The 20,987-nt window shown below is 54.3% G+C and carries 17 protein-coding genes and 1 tRNA gene; 8 read left to right on the top strand and 10 right to left on the bottom strand.

Annotated elements, in window-relative coordinates; all coding sequences use genetic code 11:
* The 3 genes from BQ5383_RS02870 to BQ5383_RS20555 all read right to left on the bottom strand — a co-directional run bounded on the left by BQ5383_RS02870 (window position 1) and on the right by BQ5383_RS20555 (window position 1,566).
* Window positions 1-573 (bottom strand): SGNH/GDSL hydrolase family protein, encoded by a 573-nt coding sequence (locus BQ5383_RS02870; RefSeq protein ID WP_071429254.1) that lies wholly within the window; start codon window positions 571-573, stop codon window positions 1-3.
* 383 nt (window positions 574-956) lie between these two features.
* Window positions 957-1,032, bottom strand: a tRNA-Pro gene (locus BQ5383_RS02865).
* A gap of 291 nt (window positions 1,033-1,323) precedes the next feature.
* A complete protein-coding gene (locus BQ5383_RS20555; RefSeq protein ID WP_139193326.1) occupies window positions 1,324-1,566 on the bottom strand; it encodes a hypothetical protein in 243 nt (80 codons plus the stop codon).
* A 205-nt stretch (window positions 1,567-1,771) separates the two neighbouring features.
* Here BQ5383_RS20555 and BQ5383_RS02860 point away from each other — a divergent pair, with 205 nt between their 5' ends.
* The 7 genes from BQ5383_RS02860 to pyrE all read left to right on the top strand — a co-directional run bounded on the left by BQ5383_RS02860 (window position 1,772) and on the right by pyrE (window position 10,502).
* On the top strand, window positions 1,772-3,040 hold the full coding sequence (locus BQ5383_RS02860; protein ID WP_071429253.1) for a dihydroorotase: 1,269 nt from the start codon (window positions 1,772-1,774) through the stop codon (window positions 3,038-3,040).
* 48 nt (window positions 3,041-3,088) lie between these two features.
* Window positions 3,089-4,198 (top strand): glutamine-hydrolyzing carbamoyl-phosphate synthase small subunit, encoded by a 1,110-nt coding sequence (gene carA, locus BQ5383_RS02855; RefSeq protein WP_071429252.1) that lies wholly within the window; start codon window positions 3,089-3,091, stop codon window positions 4,196-4,198.
* Window positions 4,191-7,370, top strand: coding sequence for a carbamoyl-phosphate synthase large subunit (carB, locus tag BQ5383_RS02850; protein ID WP_071429251.1), 3,180 nt, complete (start codon window positions 4,191-4,193; stop codon window positions 7,368-7,370). The genes carA and carB overlap by 8 nt, the downstream gene beginning before the upstream one ends.
* Window positions 7,371-7,487: 117 nt before the next feature.
* Window positions 7,488-8,228 (top strand): dihydroorotate dehydrogenase electron transfer subunit, encoded by a 741-nt coding sequence (locus BQ5383_RS02845; protein ID WP_071429250.1) that lies wholly within the window; start codon window positions 7,488-7,490, stop codon window positions 8,226-8,228.
* A complete protein-coding gene (locus tag BQ5383_RS02840; RefSeq protein WP_071429249.1) occupies window positions 8,222-9,139 on the top strand; it encodes a dihydroorotate dehydrogenase in 918 nt (305 codons plus the stop codon). The genes BQ5383_RS02845 and BQ5383_RS02840 overlap by 7 nt, the downstream gene beginning before the upstream one ends.
* Window positions 9,136-9,837: an orotidine-5'-phosphate decarboxylase gene (pyrF, locus tag BQ5383_RS02835; RefSeq protein WP_071429248.1), complete on the top strand. Its 702-nt coding sequence runs from the start codon at window positions 9,136-9,138 to the stop codon at window positions 9,835-9,837. Before BQ5383_RS02840 ends, pyrF begins: the two co-directional genes overlap by 4 nt.
* A gap of 29 nt (window positions 9,838-9,866) precedes the next feature.
* On the top strand, window positions 9,867-10,502 hold the full coding sequence (gene pyrE, locus BQ5383_RS02830) for an orotate phosphoribosyltransferase (protein ID WP_274953137.1): 636 nt from the start codon (window positions 9,867-9,869) through the stop codon (window positions 10,500-10,502).
* 815 nt (window positions 10,503-11,317) lie between these two features.
* Here pyrE and BQ5383_RS02825 read toward each other — a convergent pair.
* The 4 genes from BQ5383_RS02825 to BQ5383_RS02810 all read right to left on the bottom strand — a co-directional run bounded on the left by BQ5383_RS02825 (window position 11,318) and on the right by BQ5383_RS02810 (window position 14,842).
* Window positions 11,318-11,515, bottom strand: coding sequence for a hypothetical protein (locus tag BQ5383_RS02825; protein ID WP_071429247.1), 198 nt, complete (start codon window positions 11,513-11,515; stop codon window positions 11,318-11,320).
* Window positions 11,516-11,693: 178 nt separating this feature from the next.
* On the bottom strand, window positions 11,694-12,389 hold the full coding sequence (locus BQ5383_RS02820; protein WP_235821923.1) for an ABC transporter ATP-binding protein: 696 nt from the start codon (window positions 12,387-12,389) through the stop codon (window positions 11,694-11,696).
* 71 nt (window positions 12,390-12,460) lie between these two features.
* Entirely contained in the window at window positions 12,461-13,555 is a 1,095-nt protein-coding gene (locus BQ5383_RS02815; protein WP_071429246.1) for a mandelate racemase/muconate lactonizing enzyme family protein, read from the bottom strand.
* A gap of 24 nt (window positions 13,556-13,579) precedes the next feature.
* The gene (locus BQ5383_RS02810) at window positions 13,580-14,842 is read right to left on the bottom strand and encodes an SLC13 family permease (RefSeq protein WP_071429245.1); all 1,263 of its coding nucleotides are present in this window, start codon (window positions 14,840-14,842) and stop codon (window positions 13,580-13,582) included.
* 231 nt (window positions 14,843-15,073) lie between these two features.
* Between BQ5383_RS02810 and BQ5383_RS02805 the strand changes: the two genes are divergently transcribed.
* Complete coding sequence (locus tag BQ5383_RS02805) at window positions 15,074-15,730, top strand: GntR family transcriptional regulator (protein ID WP_071429244.1); 657 nt, start codon at window positions 15,074-15,076, stop codon at window positions 15,728-15,730.
* A 213-nt stretch (window positions 15,731-15,943) separates the two neighbouring features.
* Here the strand turns inward: BQ5383_RS02805 and BQ5383_RS02800 are convergent, their stop codons facing one another.
* The 3 genes from BQ5383_RS02800 to BQ5383_RS02790 form a co-directional block, all read right to left on the bottom strand.
* Entirely contained in the window at window positions 15,944-16,318 is a 375-nt protein-coding gene (locus tag BQ5383_RS02800; RefSeq protein ID WP_083389792.1) for a NusG domain II-containing protein, read from the bottom strand.
* A gap of 4 nt (window positions 16,319-16,322) precedes the next feature.
* Window positions 16,323-18,239: a glycoside hydrolase family 13 protein gene (locus BQ5383_RS02795; RefSeq protein WP_071429243.1), complete on the bottom strand. Its 1,917-nt coding sequence runs from the start codon at window positions 18,237-18,239 to the stop codon at window positions 16,323-16,325.
* A 118-nt stretch (window positions 18,240-18,357) separates the two neighbouring features.
* Window positions 18,358-20,769, bottom strand: coding sequence for a glycogen/starch/alpha-glucan phosphorylase (locus BQ5383_RS02790; protein ID WP_071429242.1), 2,412 nt, complete (start codon window positions 20,767-20,769; stop codon window positions 18,358-18,360).
* Window positions 20,770-20,987: the final 218 nt, after the last annotated feature.

The raw sequence follows: 20,987 nt of genomic DNA, 5'->3' as shown, positions 1-20,987 counted from the left end.
TTACTGCGCCTCCTTTTCGTGCTGCCGGATCACTGCTGCAATGGTCTCCGCCGCGATATGGGAGCCCGCCTCATTGGGGTGGACCCCGTCCGCGGCGTAGAGGCTTTGGGCGTGGGACAGCTCATAAAAGCGGTTTCCCACGTCGGCGATCAGGGCGTTATTTTCCCGTGCCGCTTTGTGGTAGGCCTCAGACAGCTTTTGGGCCATCTCGTCGTAGTCCCAGCCCTTGTCCGTCAGCTTGGCCCCGCCCTTCTGGTAGGTCCAGGTGGCGAACATAATGGGGACTGCCCCGTTTGCCCGAATCTGCCGGCAAAGCTGCTCCACGCTGGAAAAGAAGCTCTTGGGGGCGGTGATGGGGCCGTGGCTCATCTCCTGGAGCACCACATAGTCCCACTTCTCGTCCTGAAGGGCTGCTTGGGTCCGTCCGCCCAAGTTGGTGTTGGGGTTCAGCTGTTCCGACAGCCGCGCCCCGCCCCGGGTGTGGTGAATCACTTCCGCTCCGGTCAACTCAGAGAGCATCTTCGGCATATTGTTGGTGAATGTAAAGCTGTTGCCCAGCATAAGGATCCGCATAGCACTGCTCCTTACTCGTTTCTTTCACTGTTTCCAACTGCCATTATATACGGCCTCGCCGAGAGGGACAAGGCCGGGAGGCGCAGACTGGCTCATCAGATTTTGCGACGCAAGATACAAAGATAAAGCTGTGGCCGCATGAACTGATCGTGAATAGGTGGTTATGACCCCATATTTCAAAAATTGTGCAGTTTTCCTTTGCCTCTTTTCGGAACGAATTGTGGCGGAGACGGGCCAAAAACCATGTCTACAACGAAAATTCAAAACAAATCCGAAAAAGTGTGTTGACCACATTTGAGGTCTTATTTATGCAGAACGCCAAACAAGTCATTGTCGAAAAAGTTACAAAAACCGCCTCAAAACTGATGTTTTGAGGCGGTTTTTGGTCCGAGTGGGGAGACTCGAACTCCCGGCATCTTGCTCCCAAAGCAAGCGCGCTACCAACTGCGCTACACCCGGGTATAAAGTTTTCTGATTGTAGTCAAATATGGGGTCAGCGCCGGTTTTTGACCAGTTCCCGGCGAGGGGCAAAACTCCGTCCGCCTTAGCGTCCCAGAGCTTTCCGGGATTTTGAGAAAGTGTGGCTCGAACTCCGGCCTCACGCTCCCAAAGCATGCGCGCTACCAACTGCGCTACACCCCGATGTGAAATTGTAAGAGGCTCTGGGCGTATTCTCCCAAAGCGTACGCACTGTACATTGACTTTTTCATCAGTACAAGCGGCAGCATCCGCTGACAAATCATATCTATTTTATTCTATTTTTGTTTTAAAGTCAACACCAAGGAAGAGGCATTTTTGAATAATCGTTTTCCGTTCCATTCCCTTGGCAGTTGTTTTTGATTTTTCATAAGAATAATGTGCTTGTGAGAATGTATTGGGATGAGCAAATAAACTTGTCCTGCCATTGTATGAAAAGAAACACATAGTTAAAACTTCTGGGGCAGCCAGTTGCCCCCAGGAAAGGAAAAGTATATATTTTTTCTTCTGTTTCATACAAACAAGCGCAAAGAAGGAAATTTATGGTCAAAGATTTTGCAAACATAGCCGAAAGAATAAGAGAGTGTGCCTTTTCACTTGCCTGAATGGAGAAAATATGGTAGAATAAAACAGGTTAAATAAACAAACACACTGGAAGCACCGTAACAGCCCATGTCACGGTGCTTTTTCCGAGGCATGAAAAAAGAAAGGAGCGGCAGGGATGAAGCGATTGCTGGTTGGCGGAATGACATACACCCCAACGGGATTTTTTCCTTTGGACGTGCTGATAGAAGATGGCTGTGTTGTTCGGATCGGCAGGGAACTTTCCCGTTCTGACAGCCCGGCGGTGCTGGATTGTTCCGGCAAATATATTGTACCGGGTTTTGCTGATGTTCATGTTCATCTGCGGGAGCCCGGCTTTTCTTATAAAGAAACGGTGGCTACAGGCACGGCGGCAGGAGCCAGGGGAGGATATACTGCCCTGTGTTCCATGCCGAATCTGAACCCGCCTCCTGATACGCCGGAGCATCTGGCGGTGGAGCAGGAAGCCATTCGCCGGGATGCCCGCATCCGGGTATATCCTTATGGCTGCATCACCATGGGTCAGACAGGCAGGGGAGAGGTGACGGATATGGCCGCCCTGTCCCAAGCAGGAGCGGTGGCCTTTTCCGATGACGGCAAAGGGGTGCAGCAGGAGGAGCGGATGCACGAGGCTATGGAGCGGGCCGCTGCTCTGGGGCAGATGATCGTGGCCCACTGCGAGGATGAAAGCCTCCTCACCGGTGGCTGGATCCATGAAGGGGTTTATGCTGCTGCTCACGGACACAAAGGAATCTCCTCGGCCAGCGAATGGAAGCAGGTGGAGCGGGATTTGAAGTTGGCGGAGGAGACCGGCTGCCGGTATCATGTCTGCCATGTTTCCACCAAGGAATCGGTGGAGCTGATTCGTCAGGCCAAGGCCAGAGGCGTTCGGGTAACCTGTGAAACCGGTCCTCATTACCTGGTATTGTGTGACGAGGATCTCCAGGAGGATGGCCGCTTCAAGATGAATCCTCCTTTGAGAGGGAAGGAAGACCGGGATGCCCTGATTGCCGGACTGCTGGACGGCACAGTGGATATGATTGCCACCGACCATGCTCCCCACAGTGCCGAGGAGAAAGGCAGGGGACTGGAAAAGAGTCTCATGGGTATTGTGGGACTGGAAACCGCATTTCCAGTGCTGTATACCCACCTGGTACTGCCCGGTGTGTTGACATTGGAGCAGCTGGTGGAGCGGATGTCAGTGCGGCCCAGACAAGTCTTTGGACTTGCGGGAGGATTGGAGCCGGGACAGCCGGCAGATCTGGCGGTGCTGGAGCTGACAGAGGAGTATGAGATCGATCCCGGCACGTTCCTTTCCATGGGCAGGGCAACCCCCTTTGCCGGATGGAAGGTGCGGGGCCGCAACACCATGACGATGGTGGAAGGGCAGATCGTTTGGCAGGAGTGACCGGTGGAAGATATCGCCGGGTTTGGAATCAAAAAGGAGCAGTGAGTGATGGAAAGAAGACCTTATGACCGTAAGATCGTCCTGGAAGACGGGCGGGAACTGTACGGATGGGGCTTTGGAGCCCGAAAAGAAACCATGCTGGAGCTGGTGTTCAACACCTCTATGGTGGGGTATCAGGAGATTGTTTCCGATCCCTCCTACACCGGTCAGATGGTGGTAATGACCTATCCCCTCATCGGCAACTACGGAATCACCGACGAGGACTATGAGACCGGTACCCCCACCATCGGCGGACTGATTGTGCGGGATTATAATGACGAGCCTTCCAACTTCCGCTTTACCAAGACCCTGGCTGAGCTGCTGGAGGAAAATGATATTCCCGGTATCACCGGTGTGGATACCCGGATGCTCACCCGGATTATCCGCAATGAAGGCAGCCAGAAGGTCCTCCTCACCGCGCCTGAGACGGACCGGGAGGAAGCAGTAGCCCGGATGAAAGCTACTGAACTGCCCCGGGATCAGGTGGCCAGAGTCAGCTGCAAAAAGCGCTGGTATTCCCGCACCTCCCGCCATAAGTACGACGTGGTGGCGGTGGACTGCGGCATCAAGCACAACATCATCCGCAGCCTCAATGCCCGCAGCTGCAATGTGACAGTGGTTCCCTATACCACTACCGCCGAGGAGATCCTCCGCCTGGGTCCAGACGGTGTGTTCCTCTCCAATGGCCCTGGCGACCCAGAGGATGTTGAGCCGGTGATCCAGTTGATCCGTCAGCTGCGGGGTAAGCTGCCCATCTTCGGTATCTGCCTGGGACACCAGATGATCTCTCTGGCCTATGGCGCCCGTACCTACAAGATGAAATTCGGTCATCGGGGCGGCAACCATCCGGTCAAGAACCTGGAGACCGGCCGCATTGAAATCACCAGCCAGAACCATTCCTACGCTGTGGACCGCGCTTCACTGGAAGGTACTGGTTTGACTCTGACCCATGTGAATCTGCTGGATGATACCGCTGAGGGTGTCTGCTGCAAGGAAGATCAGGTCTTTTCGGTGCAGTATCATCCTGAAAGCGCCCCTGGTCCTCAGGATTCGGCTTATTTGTTTGACCAGTTTATTGCCATGATGGAGCAGAACAAGGAGGGAAAGAAGAATGCCTAAGAGAACAGATATCAAAAAGGTGCTGGTCATCGGTTCCGGCCCCATCGTGATTGGACAAGCTGCGGAATTTGACTATGCCGGCACCCAGGCCTGTCTGGCCCTGAAGGAAGAGGGCTACGAGGTTGTCCTCATTAACTCCAATCCCGCTACCATCATGACCGACACTCACATTGCCGATAAGGTGTATATGGAGCCGCTGAACCTGGAATATGTGGCCAAGATCATCCGCTATGAGCGCCCCGATGCCATTGTTCCCGGCCTGGGCGGACAGACCGGCCTGAACCTGGCGGTGCAGCTGGCCCGGAAGGGTGTGCTGGAGGAGTGCCAGGTGGAGATCCTGGGCACCAGCTTCCAGAGCATCGAGCAGGCGGAGGATCGGGAGTTGTTCAAAGAGCTGTGCCAGTCCCTGGGTGAACCGGTGCTTCCTTCTGAGATTGCGGAGAGCATTGAACAGGCGGTGGAAGCCGCTGGGCGGATCGGTTATCCTGTGGTTCTTCGTCCCGCCTTTACCCTGGGCGGCACCGGCGGCGGTTTTGCCGACGATGAGGGCGAGTTGCGGGAGCTGGCCAAAAATGCGCTGAAGCTTTCCCCTGTCCATCAGGTGTTGGTGGAAAAGAGCATCCGGGGCTTTAAGGAAATCGAGTATGAGGTGATCCGGGACGCCAACGATACCGCCATCACCATCTGTAATATGGAAAACCTGGACCCTGTGGGCGTCCACACCGGTGACTCCATCGTGGTCTGCCCCAGCCAGACCCTGACCAACAAGGAGTATCATATGCTCCGTGACAGCGCCCTCAAGCTGATCCGGGCGCTGAAGATCGAGGGCGGCTGCAATGTTCAGTTTGCCCTGGACCCCCTGTCCTTTGACTATTACCTCATTGAGGTCAACCCCCGTGTATCCCGTTCCTCCGCTCTGGCTTCCAAGGCCAGCGGTTATCCCATCGCCCGGGTTTCCGCCAAGATCGCTGTGGGCTTGACTTTGGACGAGATTCAGATTGCCAATACTCCCGCCAGCTTTGAGCCGGCCCTGGACTATGTGGTTACCAAGATTCCCCGTTTCCCCTTTGATAAATTCGCCAACGCCGACAACCATCTGTCCACCCAGATGAAAGCCACCGGCGAAGTGATGAGCATTGGCCGCACCTTCGAGGAAAGCCTGCTGAAGGCCATCCGCAGCCTGGAAACCGGCGTCAACCATCTTTATCACAAGAAATTCGATAACTGGAGCGAGGCCGAACTGCTGAAGTATATCGCCAATCCCACTGATGACCGGATCTTCGCCATCGCCCGCCTCATCTCCTACGATGTGGACCTGAACCTCATCTATGATGTCACCAAGATCGATACCTTCTTCCTGGAGAAGATCCGCAACATCGTCCGCTTCGATCAAGTCATCAAGGACCATCCCATGGATCTGGAGATCCTCCGCGAGGCCAAGAAGCTGGGCGTCAGCGATCAGTATATCGGCAAGCTGTGGGGAATGAACGAACTGGAAGTGTATCGTCTGCGGGCAAAGGAGAACATCTTCCCGGTTTACAAGATGATCGATACCTGCGCCAGCGAGTTTGACTCCTATGTTCCTTACTTCTACTCCACCTATGAGGATGAGAACGAATCGGTAGTCAGCGACCGGGAAAAGATCGTGGTGCTGGGCTCCGGTCCCATCCGTATCGGTCAGGGCGTGGAGTTTGACTATTCCACCGTTCACGCCATCTGGGCCATTCGGGAAGCGGGCTATGAAGCCATCATCATCAACAATAACCCCGAGACTGTTTCCACCGACTACACCACCAGCGATAAGCTGTATTTTGAACCTCTCACCATCGAGGATGTCATGAACGTCCTTCACCTGGAGAACCCCAAGGGCGTGGTGGTCTCCCTGGGCGGACAGACCGCCATTAACCTGGCGGAGCGTTTGGAGGCCCTGGGAGTGCCCATCATCGGTACCAGCGTCAAGGCCATTGAGAACGCGGAGAACCGGGACAGCTTTGAGAAGATCATGGAGCGCCTCCAGATCCCCCAGCCCACCGGCGAAGCGGTGACCAACATTGAGGACGGTGTAAAGACTGCCGCCCGCATCGGTTATCCTGTGCTGGTACGGCCCTCCTACGTGCTGGGCGGACGGGCCATGCAGATCGTCTCCGATGAGGCGGGCCTGCGGAAATACCTCCAGACCGCTGTGGAAATCAACACCGAGCAGCCCGTTTTGGTGGATAAGTATATCATGGGCAAGGAGCTGGAAGTGGACGCCATCTGTGACGGCAAGGATGTCTTTATTCCCGGCATCATGGAACTGGTAGAGCGTACCGGCATCCATTCCGGCGACTCCACCAGCGTCTATCCCACCTACTCCGTCAGCCAGAAGGTGAAGGACACCATTGTGGATTACACCGTCCGTCTGGGACTGGGCATCGGTATTGTGGGCCTTTACAACATTCAGTTCATTGTGGACGCCAATGAGGATGTTTATGTCATCGAGGTCAATCCCCGGTCCTCCAGAACCGTTCCCTTCCTCTCCAAGTCCACCGGTGTGCCTATGGCCAATCTGGCTACCCGGGTCATCCTGGGCCACAGCCTCAAGGAGCTGGGCATCACCCAAGTGTGCTGGCCGGAGAAGAAGAGGTGGTATGTAAAGGTTCCCGCCTTCTCTTTCTCCAAGATTCGTGGGTTGGACGCTTACCTCTCTCCCGAAATGAAATCCACCGGTGAGGCCATCGGTTATGACCGCAGCCGGAACCGCGCCCTTTACAAGGCTCTTCAGGCCAGCGGCATCAATGTGGCCAACTATGGCACTATCTTTGTCACCATCGCTGACCGGGATAAGGAAGAGGCGCTGCCCCTGGTGCGCCGCTTCTACGACCTGGGCTTCAACATCGAGGCCACCATGGGTACCGCCGCTTACCTCAAGTCCCACGGTATCCGCACCAGAGCCCGGAAGAAGATCAGCGAGAACAGTGAGGAGATTCTGGAATCCCTGCGGAAGGGCCACGTCACCTATGTCATCAATACCATGGAGTTGGGCAAGGAGGACACCATCGACGGCTTCCTCATCCGCCGTACCGCCGTGGAAAATAACGTGGCGATGTTCACCTCCCTGGAGACGGTGCGGGTACTGCTCAATGTTCTGGAGGAGATCACCATGGGCGTTTCCACCATCGACAGCGAATGATTTCGGACAGATCTTTCTTCCTGCGGTCTTTTGCAGAATCCTGTTTTCTGCTATGATGAATACAGCGGCCCCGTCCTCTTCGGGGGACGGGGAATCATTGAAAGGAGGCGGTGAGCCATGTATAAAAAAGGCATCTATACCATCCTGTATCAGCAGAAGCTGGCCCGGGATGTCTATGTGATGAAGCTCTTTGGAGACACCAGCTTTATCACCGCGCCGGGACAGTTTGTCAACATCCTGCTGGAGGGCCGTTACCTCCGCAGACCCATTTCCATCTGCGATTGGAACGAAAACACCATCACCCTCATCTACAAAGTGGTGGGGGAGGGCACCCGGCAGATGAGCACCATGGAGCCGGGGGTGAAGCTGGACCTCCTCACCGGCCTGGGCAACGGCTTCGATGTGAGCCGCTGCGGACAGCGGGTGCTGCTGGTAGGCGGCGGTGTTGGTGTGCCGCCCCTCTACGGTTTGGCCAAGGCCCTGCTGGCCGCGGGCAAGACCCCGGTGATGATCATGGGATTCCAGTCCAAAGAGGATGTTTTTTATCAGAAGGAATTTGAGGAGCTGGGCTGCCCTGTGTATGTAGCCACCGCCGACGGCAGCGCCGGGGTGAAGGGCTTTGTCACCCATGCCATCGCCCAGGCGAAGCTTACCTATGACGACTACTGTGCCTGCGGTCCCATTCCCATGCTCAAGGCTTTGTACGACGCTTGCCCCACCACCGGCCAGTTGAGCTTTGAGGAGCGGATGGGCTGCGGCTTCGGCGCCTGCATGGGCTGTTCCTGCAAGACCAAGTACGGCTCCAAGCGCATCTGCAAGGATGGCCCTGTGCTGACAAAGGAGGAGATCATATGGTAAGGGACCTGTCGGTAAACCTGTCCGGGCTGCACCTGGACAACCCTGTGATTCCCGCCAGCGGCACATTCGGCTTCGGCTGGGAGTTCAAGGATTTTTATGACATCAACATTCTGGGCTCCTTCTCCTTCAAGGGTACCACCCTGGAGCCCCGCTTCGGCAACGACACTCCCCGAATCGCCGAGTGCCCCGAAGGGATGCTCAACGCTGTGGGCCTCCAGAATCCCGGTATTGAGGCGGTCATCTCCCAGGAGCTGCCCCGGCTGAAAACCTTTTTCCACAAACCGGTCATCGCCAATATTTCCGGTTTCTCCATCGAGGAGTATGCCAAATGCTGCGAGATGATCGACAAAGAGGAACAGGTGGGCCTGATTGAAGTGAACGTCAGCTGCCCCAACGTCCGCCATGGAGGTATGAGCTTCGGTACTGATCCGGCTATGGCTGCTGCCGTCACCAAAGCGGTGAAGGCTGTGACCACCAAGCCTGTGTACATCAAGCTCAGCCCCAATGTCACCGATATTGTTTCCATTGCCAAGGCCTGTGAGGAAGCGGGAGCCGATGGTATCAGCCTCATCAATACGCTGTTAGGAATGCGCATTGACATCCGTACCGGCAAACCCATCCTGGCCAATGTGATGGGCGGATTCTCCGGCCCGGCCATCTTCCCGGTGGCCCTGAGAATGGTGTATCAGGTTGCCCACGCCGTTTCGGTGCCGGTCATCGGCATGGGCGGCGTCTCCACCGCGCGGGATGTGCTGGAGATGATGATGGCAGGTGCTACCGCTGTCCAGGTGGGCGCTGCCAACCTCCGCGACCCTTATGCCTGCAAGGAGATCATTGAACAGCTGCCCCTGGAAATGGAGCGGCTGGGCATCGAGAAGCTGAGTGATATTATAGGAGGATACAAGAAATGAACCGTGACGTCATTATCGCCTGCGATTTCGCCACCGGCGAAGAGACCCTGGCTTTTCTGGACCGTTTTCCCGAAGGGGAGAAGCCCTTTGTAAAGATCGGCATGGAGCTGTTCTACGCCGAAGGCCCGGAGATCGTCCGTCAGCTGAAAGCCCGTGGACATCGCATCTTTCTGGACCTGAAACTCCACGATATTCCCAACACTGTCAAGAAGGCCATGGCGGTTCTCTCCCGGCTGGATGTGGATATTGCCAACCTCCACGCCGCCGGTACCATCGAGATGATGAAAGCTGCCAGAGAGGGCCTTACCCGTCCCGACGGCACCCGGCCGCTCCTCATCGCTGTCACTCAGCTCACCTCCACCAGCGAGGAGCGGATGCAGAAGGAACTGCTCATTAACGCCAGTATCAACGATACGGTTATTCATTATGCCCGCAACGCCAAAGAGGCGGGATTGGATGGCGTGGTCTGTTCTCCTTTGGAGGCTGGCATGGTGAAGGAAGCCTGTGGTAAGGAGTTCCTCACCGTGACCCCCGGCATCCGCTTTGCTGACGGGGACAGGGGAGATCAGGTGCGGGTCACCACTCCTGAGAAAGCTCGTGAGATCGGTACCGATTATATCGTGGTGGGCCGTCCCATCACCGCCGCTGCCGATCCGGTGGCCGCATATCGCCGCTGCGTGAAGGAATTTGTCGGCTGAGCCCTATTTGACTGAAAAGGAGAATCGTCATGAATCTGGAAAGAACCATTGCCAAGGATCTGTTGTCCATTGAAGCTGTTTTTCTGCGTCCCCAGCAGCCCTTTACCTGGGCCAGCGGCATTAAGAGCCCTATCTATTGCGATAACCGTTTGACCCTCACCGCCCCCGCCGTCCGCAAGGATGTGGAAGCGGGCCTTGCTTCCCTCATCAAGGAGCATTATCCCGACTGTCAGGTGCTCATGGGCACCAGCACCGCTGGTATCGCTCACGCCGCTATCACCGCCACCATTCTGGACCTGCCTATGGGCTATGTCCGTTCCGGCGCCAAGGACCATGGCCGCACCAATCAGATCGAAGGCAAGCTGGAGCCCGGCCAGAAAGTGGTCGTGGTGGAGGACCTTATCTCTACCGGCGGCAGTGTGCTGGAAGTGGTAAAGGTTCTGCGGGAAGCGGGAGCCGAGGTGCTGGGTATCGTCAGCATCTTCACCTACGGCATGAAGAAGGGCCTGGACCGCATGGCTGAGGCCCAGGTGAAGAACGTTTCCCTGTGCAACCTGGACGCTCTGCTGGAAGTGGCCGCTGAGGAAGGCTACATCAAGACCGACGACATCGCCCGCATCCGCAAGTTCCGGGACAATCCCTCTGACGAAAGCTGGATTGGCTGAAAAACGATAATCACAGATAAAAACGCCCCGTTCTCTGGTTTAAGCAGAGGGCGGGGCATTTGCTTACCAATCAGATTTGGCGGGGAAGAAGGGGAGACGGGGGGGACGCCCAAAGGGACTCGTCCCTTTGGAATCCCATAGTTGAGGCAATAGCGAGTAGGTTAGTCCAGGAAAGTGCCGGCTACTGTTTTGGTCTGTACTTTTTAGTGTTAAGGGGAACGGATTGGAGGGATGGTTCCTGCGTCTGTTTCGGCAGAGACAGAATCGCCCGCTCGCCGGTTGTCCGGGTAAAGCCGGACAATCCACTCGCTGCTTTGGGTAGGGATTTTTTGTCTGCCCTGAATGGCTGCCGGGTAAAGAGTTGGTGCCAGGGGTTACGCCCAAAGGGACTCGTCCCTTTGGAATCCCATAGTTGAGACAATAGCGATCGGGTTAGTCCAGGAAAGTGCCTGCCGCTGTTTTGGTCTGTACTTTTTAGTGCTAAGGGGAACGAGTTGGAGGGATGGTCTCTGCGTCTGTTTCGGCAGAGACAGAATCGCCCGCTCGCCGGTTGTCCGGGTAAAGCCGGACAATCCACTCGCTGCTTTGGTGGAAAAGATGGCCGCACAAGGCGGCCAAAAGGGGCGGCGGATAAACCGCCGCCCCCATATGATAAAGGTCTTAGTTTTAGTAGATACAGTAATTTAAAAATGATAAACTTGGGGATTTATCTGATTTTTAGGCCATGCTCAGTACCCATTGGAATACCAATCCGGCGGATTGTATACCGCTGGAAACGCGCTGAACCTCTTCGTTACGTCACTTTCTCCCGTTTCTTAGTTCTTCCCCCGAATCAGGTTCCAAATCCAGATGCACAGGGTCATGATCGAGGTAGTGACAAGGAACGTCACCAGAAAATGAAACAAAATATCCCATAGTCCCCATACCCCAAGATGGTTCCAAGCCTGTACCAGAATAGCGCCGATACTGGCGCCGACACAAGGCGGCAATGTTGTGCGGATCGCTTTTTTCATTCCCCTCGCCCCCTCCCGATTCCTTTCTGATCGTGTTGGGTTATCGTTCAGGAAAAGTATATCATAAGCAGCGAAAGGGATCAATCTGCCCAATACGGTGGGAATATTCTGCTTGTTTATTTTCTGAAGAAAATTGCTGTCGGGAGGGCTATTCAGGGTTATCCGCTCTTGGCCCGCTCTATGGCATCTGATCCCGCCGCACCTCCTCCACCACTCTGCCGTCCCGGATGACCACCGTTCTGGGGGCCTTAGCTGCGATATCGGGGTCGTGGGTAATGAGGATGAGGGTTCGGCCCTCCTGCCACAGCTGCCGGAGCAGTTCCATGATCTGGGCTCCTGCCTGCCGGTCCAGATTTCCTGTAGGTTCGTCCGCCAGAATCAGGGGAGGACGGGGTGCGATGGCCCTGGCAATGGCGGTGCGCTGCTGTTGGCCTCCTGACATTTGAGCCGGGAGATGCTCCGCTCTGTGGGAAAGCCCCACACGGTCCAGCGCTTCCAGCGCCATCCGCCGCCGTTCCAAAGCTGGTATCCGCTGATAGTAGAGGGGGAGCTCCACATTTTCCAGGGCGGTCAGTCCCGGCAGCAGATGAAACCCCTGAAAGACAAAGCCGATAGTTTTACGTCGAATGTGGGATAGTTGTTCTTCATTGAGGGAGGCCACATCCTCTCCTTCCAGACGATAGTGTCCGCCGGTAGGCTGATCCAGACACCCCAGTTGATTCATCAGGGTGGATTTGCCGGAACCGGAGGGCCCGATAATGGTGACAAATTCTCCCTCCTCCACTGTCAGATCCACTCCATCCAAAGCTTTGACCACCCCATCCCCCTGGGGATACCATTTTTGCAGTTCACGCAGTTCCATCAAAACAGACAAACGCCCCCACTCCCTTCTTTTCCACTAGGATATCCAAAAAAGTGGAAAAAAACAGGAGCGGAGGCGCATTTTTATTTGACTCGATGAGGATTGAGAGCCTCGTAATTAGGCTCAAAGCCGATGCCGGGACGTTCTGTGGGACTCATGGTTCCATCATTGTCGATGGTCAACCGGTAGTCCAGACTTTCATTCCACAAAGCGTCGTATTCTTTGGGATAATATTCCACATAGGAGACATTGGGTATCGCCGCGCCGATGGTGACGTTAATGGTCTGATCTCCATGGGGAGCCAGTTCCAGATCAAATGCCTGCGATAGAGCAGCGATTTTCATTGTTTCGGTAATGCCGCCATTGAGAAAGGGCGCGGGATTGAGAATAGGAACCGCATGGGTGAGAATCAGATCCCGGAATCCGTACTTGGTGTATTCATTCTCACCGGCAGCCAAGGGGATGGAGGTCATAGCGGCAATCTTTTTCATTCCATCGTAATCATCCGGCGCCACCGGTTCCTCAAAGCAGTAGATGTCATACTCCTCTATCCGGCGGGCAAACTGAATTGCCTCATGATACCGATAGGAACAATTGGCATCCAGCATCAGAATATGATCAGGTCCAATAGCTTCCCGCACGGCCTTAACCCGGGCGGCATCTTCTGCGATGGAGAGGGCTCCCACCTTCATTTTGACTCCTGCCACTCCCTGCTGGATGTAGCTGTACATCTCCTGCTGAAGCTCCTTCAAGCCTTTATTGGGAGCATAATAGCCGCCTGCAATATAAGCAGGAACCTTTTTCCGGGCTCCCCCCAGCAGCCGATAAAGAGGAAGACCGGCCATTTTGGCTTTAATATCCCATAGAGCAATATCAATGCCGCTGATGGCTCGGGTACTCAACCCTCTGCGGCCCACCAGTTTGGGATTGTAAAGCTTTTTCCAGATGCGCTCGGTGTCCAGAGGATCTTCACCTATCAGCTGATCGGTAAACAGCTCTGCCAGAATAAAAGGGTCCCGGGAAATCAGAGGCCCGGAAAAACCGTATCCGGTAATGCCTTCGTCTGTTTCAATTTTTACAATCGAAAGGCCGCAGTGAGTATAGGTCTGGGTTCCATTTTGCAGTGGGACTTTTCTGGGCCACTGGAAAGCTTCGTGGGTGATATGAGTGATTTTCATGGTATCCTCCTTGGAGTAGGAAAATTAATAGAAAGGCCAGAAGACAGTAGCCAGCAGCATAGTGCCGATAAAGTAGATAATCTCCAGCGGCAGTCCTACTTTGACATAGTCGGTAAATTTGTACTCGCCATAACCATATACCATGGTGTTGGGAGTCGTGGCAATAGGAGTGCAGAAGGCAGCATTGGAACCAAGCAGCACAGCCATTACCACCGCTACCGGGCTGGCACCCAGACCCTGGGCAATGGCAACAGCGATGGGGGCCAGAAGAGTGGTGCAGGCATTGATGGTCATAAACTGGGTCAGCAGGGCGCCCAGCAGGAACATGATGGCGGTGATGACCAAGGGATTGGGCTTGTCGCCGAAAATGCTCAGAACAGCGTCGGCAATCATTTGACCGGCTCCGGTGGAGTTGAGGGCGCTGGCCATGGGCATCATGCCTACAGTAAGAAAAATGGTGCGCATATCAATGGAAGCATAGGCTTGTTTTTCGGTGATCGTTCCGGTGATTACCAGTACAAGAGCACCAATGATGCCGGTGAGAAACAGCGGAATTCCAATCTGCTTTTCAAAAACCATTCCTACCACAGTCAGGATCATAACAGCCAGAGAAACATATTGCTTCCAGACAGGTACGTCCTTTTTCTCGCCGCTGTCCACGACTACCTCGCTGGTAGCCCGGGCAGGGATCAACTTGTACCCCACAAGCCCCATAAAGAGAATACCAGCTACGCACAGAGGAATTCCTGTTTTGGCGAATTCAAAAAAGGTAAGTGTACGGTCGTCGGTCATGGTTTCCAGTGCGGTTTTTGCGATAGCGTTGGCGGGGGTGCCGATCAAGGTGATCAGGCCGCCCATACCTGCCGCAAAACCGAAGGGCATCAGAATCTTGGAGCGGTTGATACCGGAAGAACCTGCAATGCCAATTACAATGGGCATCAGAACAGCTACTGTACCGGTATTGGAAAGCACAGAGGAAAGTACGGCGGTGACGACCATTACGATTACCAGCAGCTGCCGGTCGCTTTTGGCCAGACTGGTGCAGAATTTGCCGATCCGATAAGCCATGCCCGTTTCAAACAGAGCCCCGCCCACAATGAACATGGCGCCAAAAAGAATAACGGTACCATCCGCAAAGCCCGCAAATGCTTCTGCGGGTTCCAGAATTCCTGCCAGTGACAGAGCGGTGGCCACCAACATAGAGGTCAGCGCGATGGGAAGTTTGTCGGTTACAAAGAAAAATGCGGCAACAGCCAGGATAATCAATGTAATGACAGCCGGACTCATAAAATCACCTCAAAAACATATTCATTTTGGATAAAGGATTCTGTATCCAAAATATGATTATATATTATACAAATAGCATAAAAAAGTCAATGATAAAAAACGAATTTATCAAAAATTGTCGTTTTGTACGGAACGGAAAGAGAAAATTTGGATATTTTATTTCCCTCAACTTGTGAAAAAACAGAAGCCGTGATACAATAAAAAAGATTCATCACCAAAGGAGAGCGTGAAATGGAACCGATCAACAGAATGTCCGCCAAGGAACTTGTGACAGAAAAACTGCGGGAGGCCATTTATAAAGGAACCTTTCATGCGGGAGAGGAACTGATTCAGGAAAAAATCTCGGAGCAGCTGGGGGTTTCCAGAATGCCGGTGCGGGAGGCGTTTCTGGTACTGGAAAATGCAGGTCTGATCGAGATCAAAAAGAATAAGCGGGCAGTGGTCAAGGAGATCACTGTGGAGAGTGTGCAGGAACAGCTGGAGATTCGTGTTTTGCTGGAGTGCCTTGCAGGAAAAAAGGCCTGCCGCAACGGCGGAAGCTATGAGAATCTTATCTGTATCCAGCGACAGATTAAAGGTTGTTTGGAGGGAGAGCCAAAACAAGAGGAGTTTCGTTTCCTCAACAAAGAATTTCACTATGAAATCTGGCGCCTTGCCAACAGTCCTCGCCTGGAGCAGATGCTCCAGCAGCTTTGGTTTTCCATGCCGTCGGTATATCCACGGGATATCCCTCAAAATATTCGGAGAAATATTGAAGAACACCAGTATATCATCGATGCGCTGCTCAACCATGATGAGCGGCAGGTGGAAAAGGCGATCACAGAACATATCAATCGAACAGAAAATCTCGTAAAATTTCTTCTGCACCAAACACAGGATGATCAGTGATCTGCTGATCAAGGTTGTAAAAACAGTGAGTTTTTTGGGTGTCACAGAATTGTGCGCATGATATTTTTCCGGGCAAAAGGAAACAGGACAAATCCTTTCAAATGAAGGGAATTGTCCTGTTGTTTTTTATGGAATTTTGCTTTGAATAAAATACCTTAGCGGAAAAGAAAAATTGGAAATACAGAGAAAACTGCTGCCTTTCATGCCGGAGACTTATGGGCTTTGCCGCAGCTCCACCGACAGCACCGTCTGATTGGGCAGACAGGCGGCCAGGTCCATATCCTGGCTGACAAAGCCGGTATTGACACAGACCTGATCAGGACAATCCGATTCCAGAAAGCGGATGGCATGGTCCTTGATTTCAAAGGTGATGTTGTGCCCTGTGCTGTCCAGGATGGAAAAGGTGCCGTCCTCGGCGGTGCCCAGAGGAATTTCCTCAAAGACATCTCCATCCACCCACAGCACTGCCACCAGCTGTTCAGAGGGAGCGGGAGGCTCTTTGGGGAGAAGCAGCAGCGCCAGGCAGGCAATGGCGGCAATGCCAATGACAGCATAAAGGACCAGGGTGGTTTTACTCATTTTTTTCATCAGGTTACTCCTTTGATTGGTGACCTGTGGTAACGAAAAAGCTTTTTGCGGCTTTTTCTCCGTCAGGCAGACGCATCAGGATAGCGGAATGGCCATGTAGGGAGAAGCAGTCCTCCATTCCCCCCACTGTCAGCAAAGGTTCCGCGTCCCGCAGCAGCCATGGGTCGTAGGGAATCTCCAGATCCTCCCGACTGCGGTTGACACAGACAAGGAGCGTGTGATTCTCCAGCCGCCGCAGATAGGTGCAGCTGTGGTGGTCGAATGATACCGCTTCAAAGCTGCCGGTACGCAGGGTGGGAGATTTTTTATGGAGACTGCCCAGAATCCGGAAAAAGTCCACCAGCCCCACGTCCTCCCGGCCCCAGGGATAGGTTCCCCTGTTAAAGGGGTCCGCATACCCCACCAGCCCGGCTTCATCGCCATAATACAGACAGGGAGCGCCAGGGAGGGTATACTGGATCATGGCTGCCAGCAAAAGCATCTGCCGGCCGGTGTAGAAGGTATTGGCGTCCAGCGTGTTGTGCTGCCGCTGCCACTCCCGGTCATGGCCATCCATAGGGGGTGCGGCCAGAGCGGTGATGGCCCGGGGGACATCATGGGTGGACAGGCAGTTCATCAGCACCGGAATCACCGGCGCGGGATAGTTTTCCAGAATGGTCTCGATGGCTTCCCGCAGCTCATCTCCCGCACCATAGCGGATAAAGTTGAGGATAGCGGTGCGCCAGGGGTAATTCATCACACTGTCCAGCTCCCGCCCCTGAAAATACTGGCGGCGGCAGCCGTAGCTGATCTTGTTGGAGGCATCTTCCCACACCTCTCCCAACAACAGATTATGGGGGTCCTCCTCTTTGACGGCTTTGCGGATATCCTGGATGAAGCTGTCCGGCAATTCGTCCGCCACGTCCAGCCGGAAACCTTTGGCCCCAGCCCGCAGCCAACTGCGCAAAACCCCCTGTTCCCCACAAATGAAGTCCCGGTAAGAGTCACACTCCTCGTTGACATTGGGGAGGGTCTCAAACCCCCACCAGCTTTGATAACGGGTGGGATATTGCTCCCAGCTGAACCAGCTGCGATAAGGGCTGTTGGGGTCCTGGTAAGCGCCGGTATGGCCGTAGCGGCCCTCTTTGTTGAAGTAAACGCTGTCACTTCCGGTATGGTTGAACACGCCGTCCAGCATCACCCGGATGCCCAGCTTTTCAGCATCGGCGCACAGCTGCCGGAAATCCTCATTTTCCCCCAGCAGAGGGTCCACCCGGCTGTAGTCGGCGGTATTGTAGCGATGATTGGAGTGAGCCTCAAAAATGGGGTTGAGATACAGCACCTCCACCCCCAGCTCCGCCAGATAGGGAAGCTTTTGCCGGATTCCTTCCAGATCTCCTCCAAAGTAGTCGTTGCACAAAAACTCTCCCTGTGCATTGGGACGGCTCACAGGTTCCTCATACCAATCCTTGTGAAGAATGCGGTCGGAAGGAACATTTTTCTTAGGCTTGCCGCTGTTGCAGAAGCGATCTGGAAAAATCTGATAAAATACCGCTCCGGCCAGCTCAGGAGGCGTTTGAAAACCAGGGTCATAAACGGTCAGCTGCCACAGGTCCTTGCTTTCAAAACTGCCGCTTCCGCCGGCGTCCCGCCCCAGTATCCGGCGGTTCCCACCGGAAAGGATGGAAAAGCGGTAAAACAGCAGCTGGGGGGATGAAGGAGTAAATTCGCAGATGTAGCTGTCAAAACCTTCCGCTCTGGATTCAAAGACAAAGGGGGTTACCAGGGCAGGGACGTCAAAAACATCATCCTGGAACACCTCCAGTACCGCCTTGGGATCAGGGGTATTGTGTGGAAAGGTGAGGCGGAAGGAAACGGCGGTGCCGGCAGGCACGGCGCCGAAAGGGGATTTGTGAAATTCGTTTCTGCTGCAAAAGATCATGGCGAAGGGTTCCTCTCCGGTTATGATAAATCAGAATACCGAAAAGGGCGGCTGCTGATGAGCCGCCCTCCTGTGCTGTTGAAAGGGTTGCTGTTGTGTCGGGAAAAGACCATGGAAATCACTTGTTCAGATGCCAGATCTCCCGGGCGTAATCCTCGATGGAACGGTCGGCGCAGAAGATACCGGACCCTGCGATATTCCGCAGGCTCATCCGCTGCCAACGGAGAGGCTCCTGGCTGTAGATGCGGGAAGCGTTGCGCTGAACGTCGCAATAGCTGGCGAAATCCGCCATGGCCATATAACGGTCATTGTGGGCGATATAACGGGCAATCTCTCCAAAGGAGGCCAGATCCGGCCGGGAGTTGAGGAAGTTCACCACACGGCGCAGATCCTCATTGCCGTTAATGAAGTTCTGAGGATTGTATCCCTGGCGTTTCAGGTTCTCCACCTCGTGGGCCTTCATGCCGAAGATGAGAATGTTTTCCTCTCCCGCCTGCTGGCCGATTTCGATATTAGCGCCGTCCAGGGTGCCCAATGTGACCGCGCCGTTGAGCATCAGCTTCATGTTGCCGGTGCCGCTGGCTTCGGTACCAGCCAGGGAGATCTGCTCGGAAATCTCGCTGGCGGGCATCAGCCGTTCGGACATGGAGACATTGTACTCCTCCAGGAATACGATCTTCAGCTTATCCCTGGCTTGGGGATCAGCCTCAATGAGAGCGGCCAGATCGCAGATAAACTTGATGATCTGCTTTGCCAGATAGTAGCCGGGGGCAGCCTTGGCGCCGAAAATATAGGTTTTGGGAACGAAATCCTCATTGGGATGATCCTTGATCCACAGATATTCCAGCGCAATGTGCAGGGCGTTGAGATGCTGCCGCTTATACTCATGGAGACGCTTCACCTGAACGTCGAAGATGGAGTGGGGATTGACCACCACACCCCGCTCATCGTTGAGATAACAGGCAAAGTTGAGCTTGTTGCGGTATTTGATATCCCCCAGCTCCCGCAGGACCTCATCATTGTTTTCCAGCTCTTTGAGGCGGGAAAGCTGAGAGAAGTCATGGAGGAAGCCGTCTCCGATATGATCTACGATGAATTTGTTCAGCAGAGGATTGGACTGCATCAGCCACCGGCGGGAAGCGATGCCGTTGGTGACATTGGTAAACTTGGCAGGCTGCACGGTATAGAAGTCGTGGAATACATCATCCTTGATGATCTCCGAATGCAGCTTGGAAACACCGTTGACACTGTGGCTGCCCACCACGCAGAGATAAGCCATCCGCACCTTGCCGTCGCAGATGATGGCCATGCGGCGGATTTCTTCCTCGCTCTTGTGGTACCGCTCCCGCAGCTCAATGCAGAAGCGGCGGTTGATCTCGCAGATGATCTGATAGATCCGGGGCAGGAGGGATTCCATCTGGCCGATGTCCCACTGCTCCAGAGCCTCGGACATGACAGTGTGGTTGGTGTAGGCAAAGGTGCGCTTGACGATATCCCAGCACTGATCCCAGCTGTAGCCGCACTCATCCAGCAGCACCCGCATCAGCTCGGGGATAGCCAGGGTGGGATGGGTGTCGTTGATATGGATGGCGTTCTTTTCCGCAAAATTGTCAATGGTGCCGTAAACAGACATATGGCGGCGGAAAATGTCTCCTACCGCGGCGCAGACCAGGAAATACTGCTGACGCAGACGGAGCATCTTGCCCTCGTCGTGGTTGTCGTTGGGGTAGAGCACCTTGCTGATGACCTCGGAATAGGAATTTTTGCCGAAAGCTCCCAGATAGTCGCCTTTATTGAACAGGTCCATATCGATGCCGGGGCTCTTGGCCTGCCACAGACGCAGCAGGCTCACCGCCTGGGTGTCATAGCCGGAAACATACATATTGTAAGGCACAGCCAGAACGGTGCTGTATCCGGTGTGCTGGGACATATGATGGCCGTTGTCCCAGCGCTCGGTGACGGTGCCGCCGAAGCGTACTTCCACCGTATGCTCCGGAACCGCCTCCAGCCAGACCTCTCCGCCGGGAAGCCAGTAGTCCGGCAGCTCGCTCTGCCAGCCATCGGAGATGCGCTGTTTGAACATACCATATTCATACAGGATGCTGTAGCCGGTGGCAAGATATCCGTCGGTGGCAAGACCGTCCAGATAGCAGGCGGCCAGACGGCCCAGACCGCCGTTGCCCAGACCGGGGTCCGGCTCACATTTATACAGATTTTCCAGCTTGATATCACACTGGGCCAGAGCCTGGGCGAACTTATCCTGAAGCCCCAGGTTATACAGGGAATTTTTCAGGCTTTTGCCCATGAGAAACTCCATGGACAGGTAGTACACCTGCTTTTGTCCCTTGGCGTTGCAGTGGGCGATAAAAGCTTTCCGGCGCTCCTCCATCAGGTCCCGCACCACCAGGGCGGAGGCCTTGTAGAACTGCTCGTTGGAGGCGCTGGTAGGGTTGGTGGACATTTCGCCGGTCAGCTTGTCACAGATGGCCTGACGAATCTGATCCACGGAAATATTGACAGGTTTGTTCATAGTGGGAAACTCCATTCTGCCGTGGAAAACGGCAAAGATTTTGCACTCCCGTATCCGAATGACTGGAAAAAGAAGAAAGAAAAATCCCCGGTACGGGAGAACAGAGAAGGGCAAAAAGAATCAATATACAGGAAAAAACACAGTGTTTTCCAGGCCCTAACGCCCTTATTATACCGTAAAAAGCTGGAATCTTCAATGTTTACCAGGAAGAAAGCGGA

Origin of the sequence: Angelakisella massiliensis, assembly GCF_900104675.1 — a bacterium.
Lineage (GTDB): Bacteria > Bacillota > Clostridia > Oscillospirales > Ruminococcaceae > Angelakisella > Angelakisella massiliensis.
Note: the sequence above shows the minus strand (reverse complement) of the source record. Positions and strands in the feature narration are given on the sequence as shown.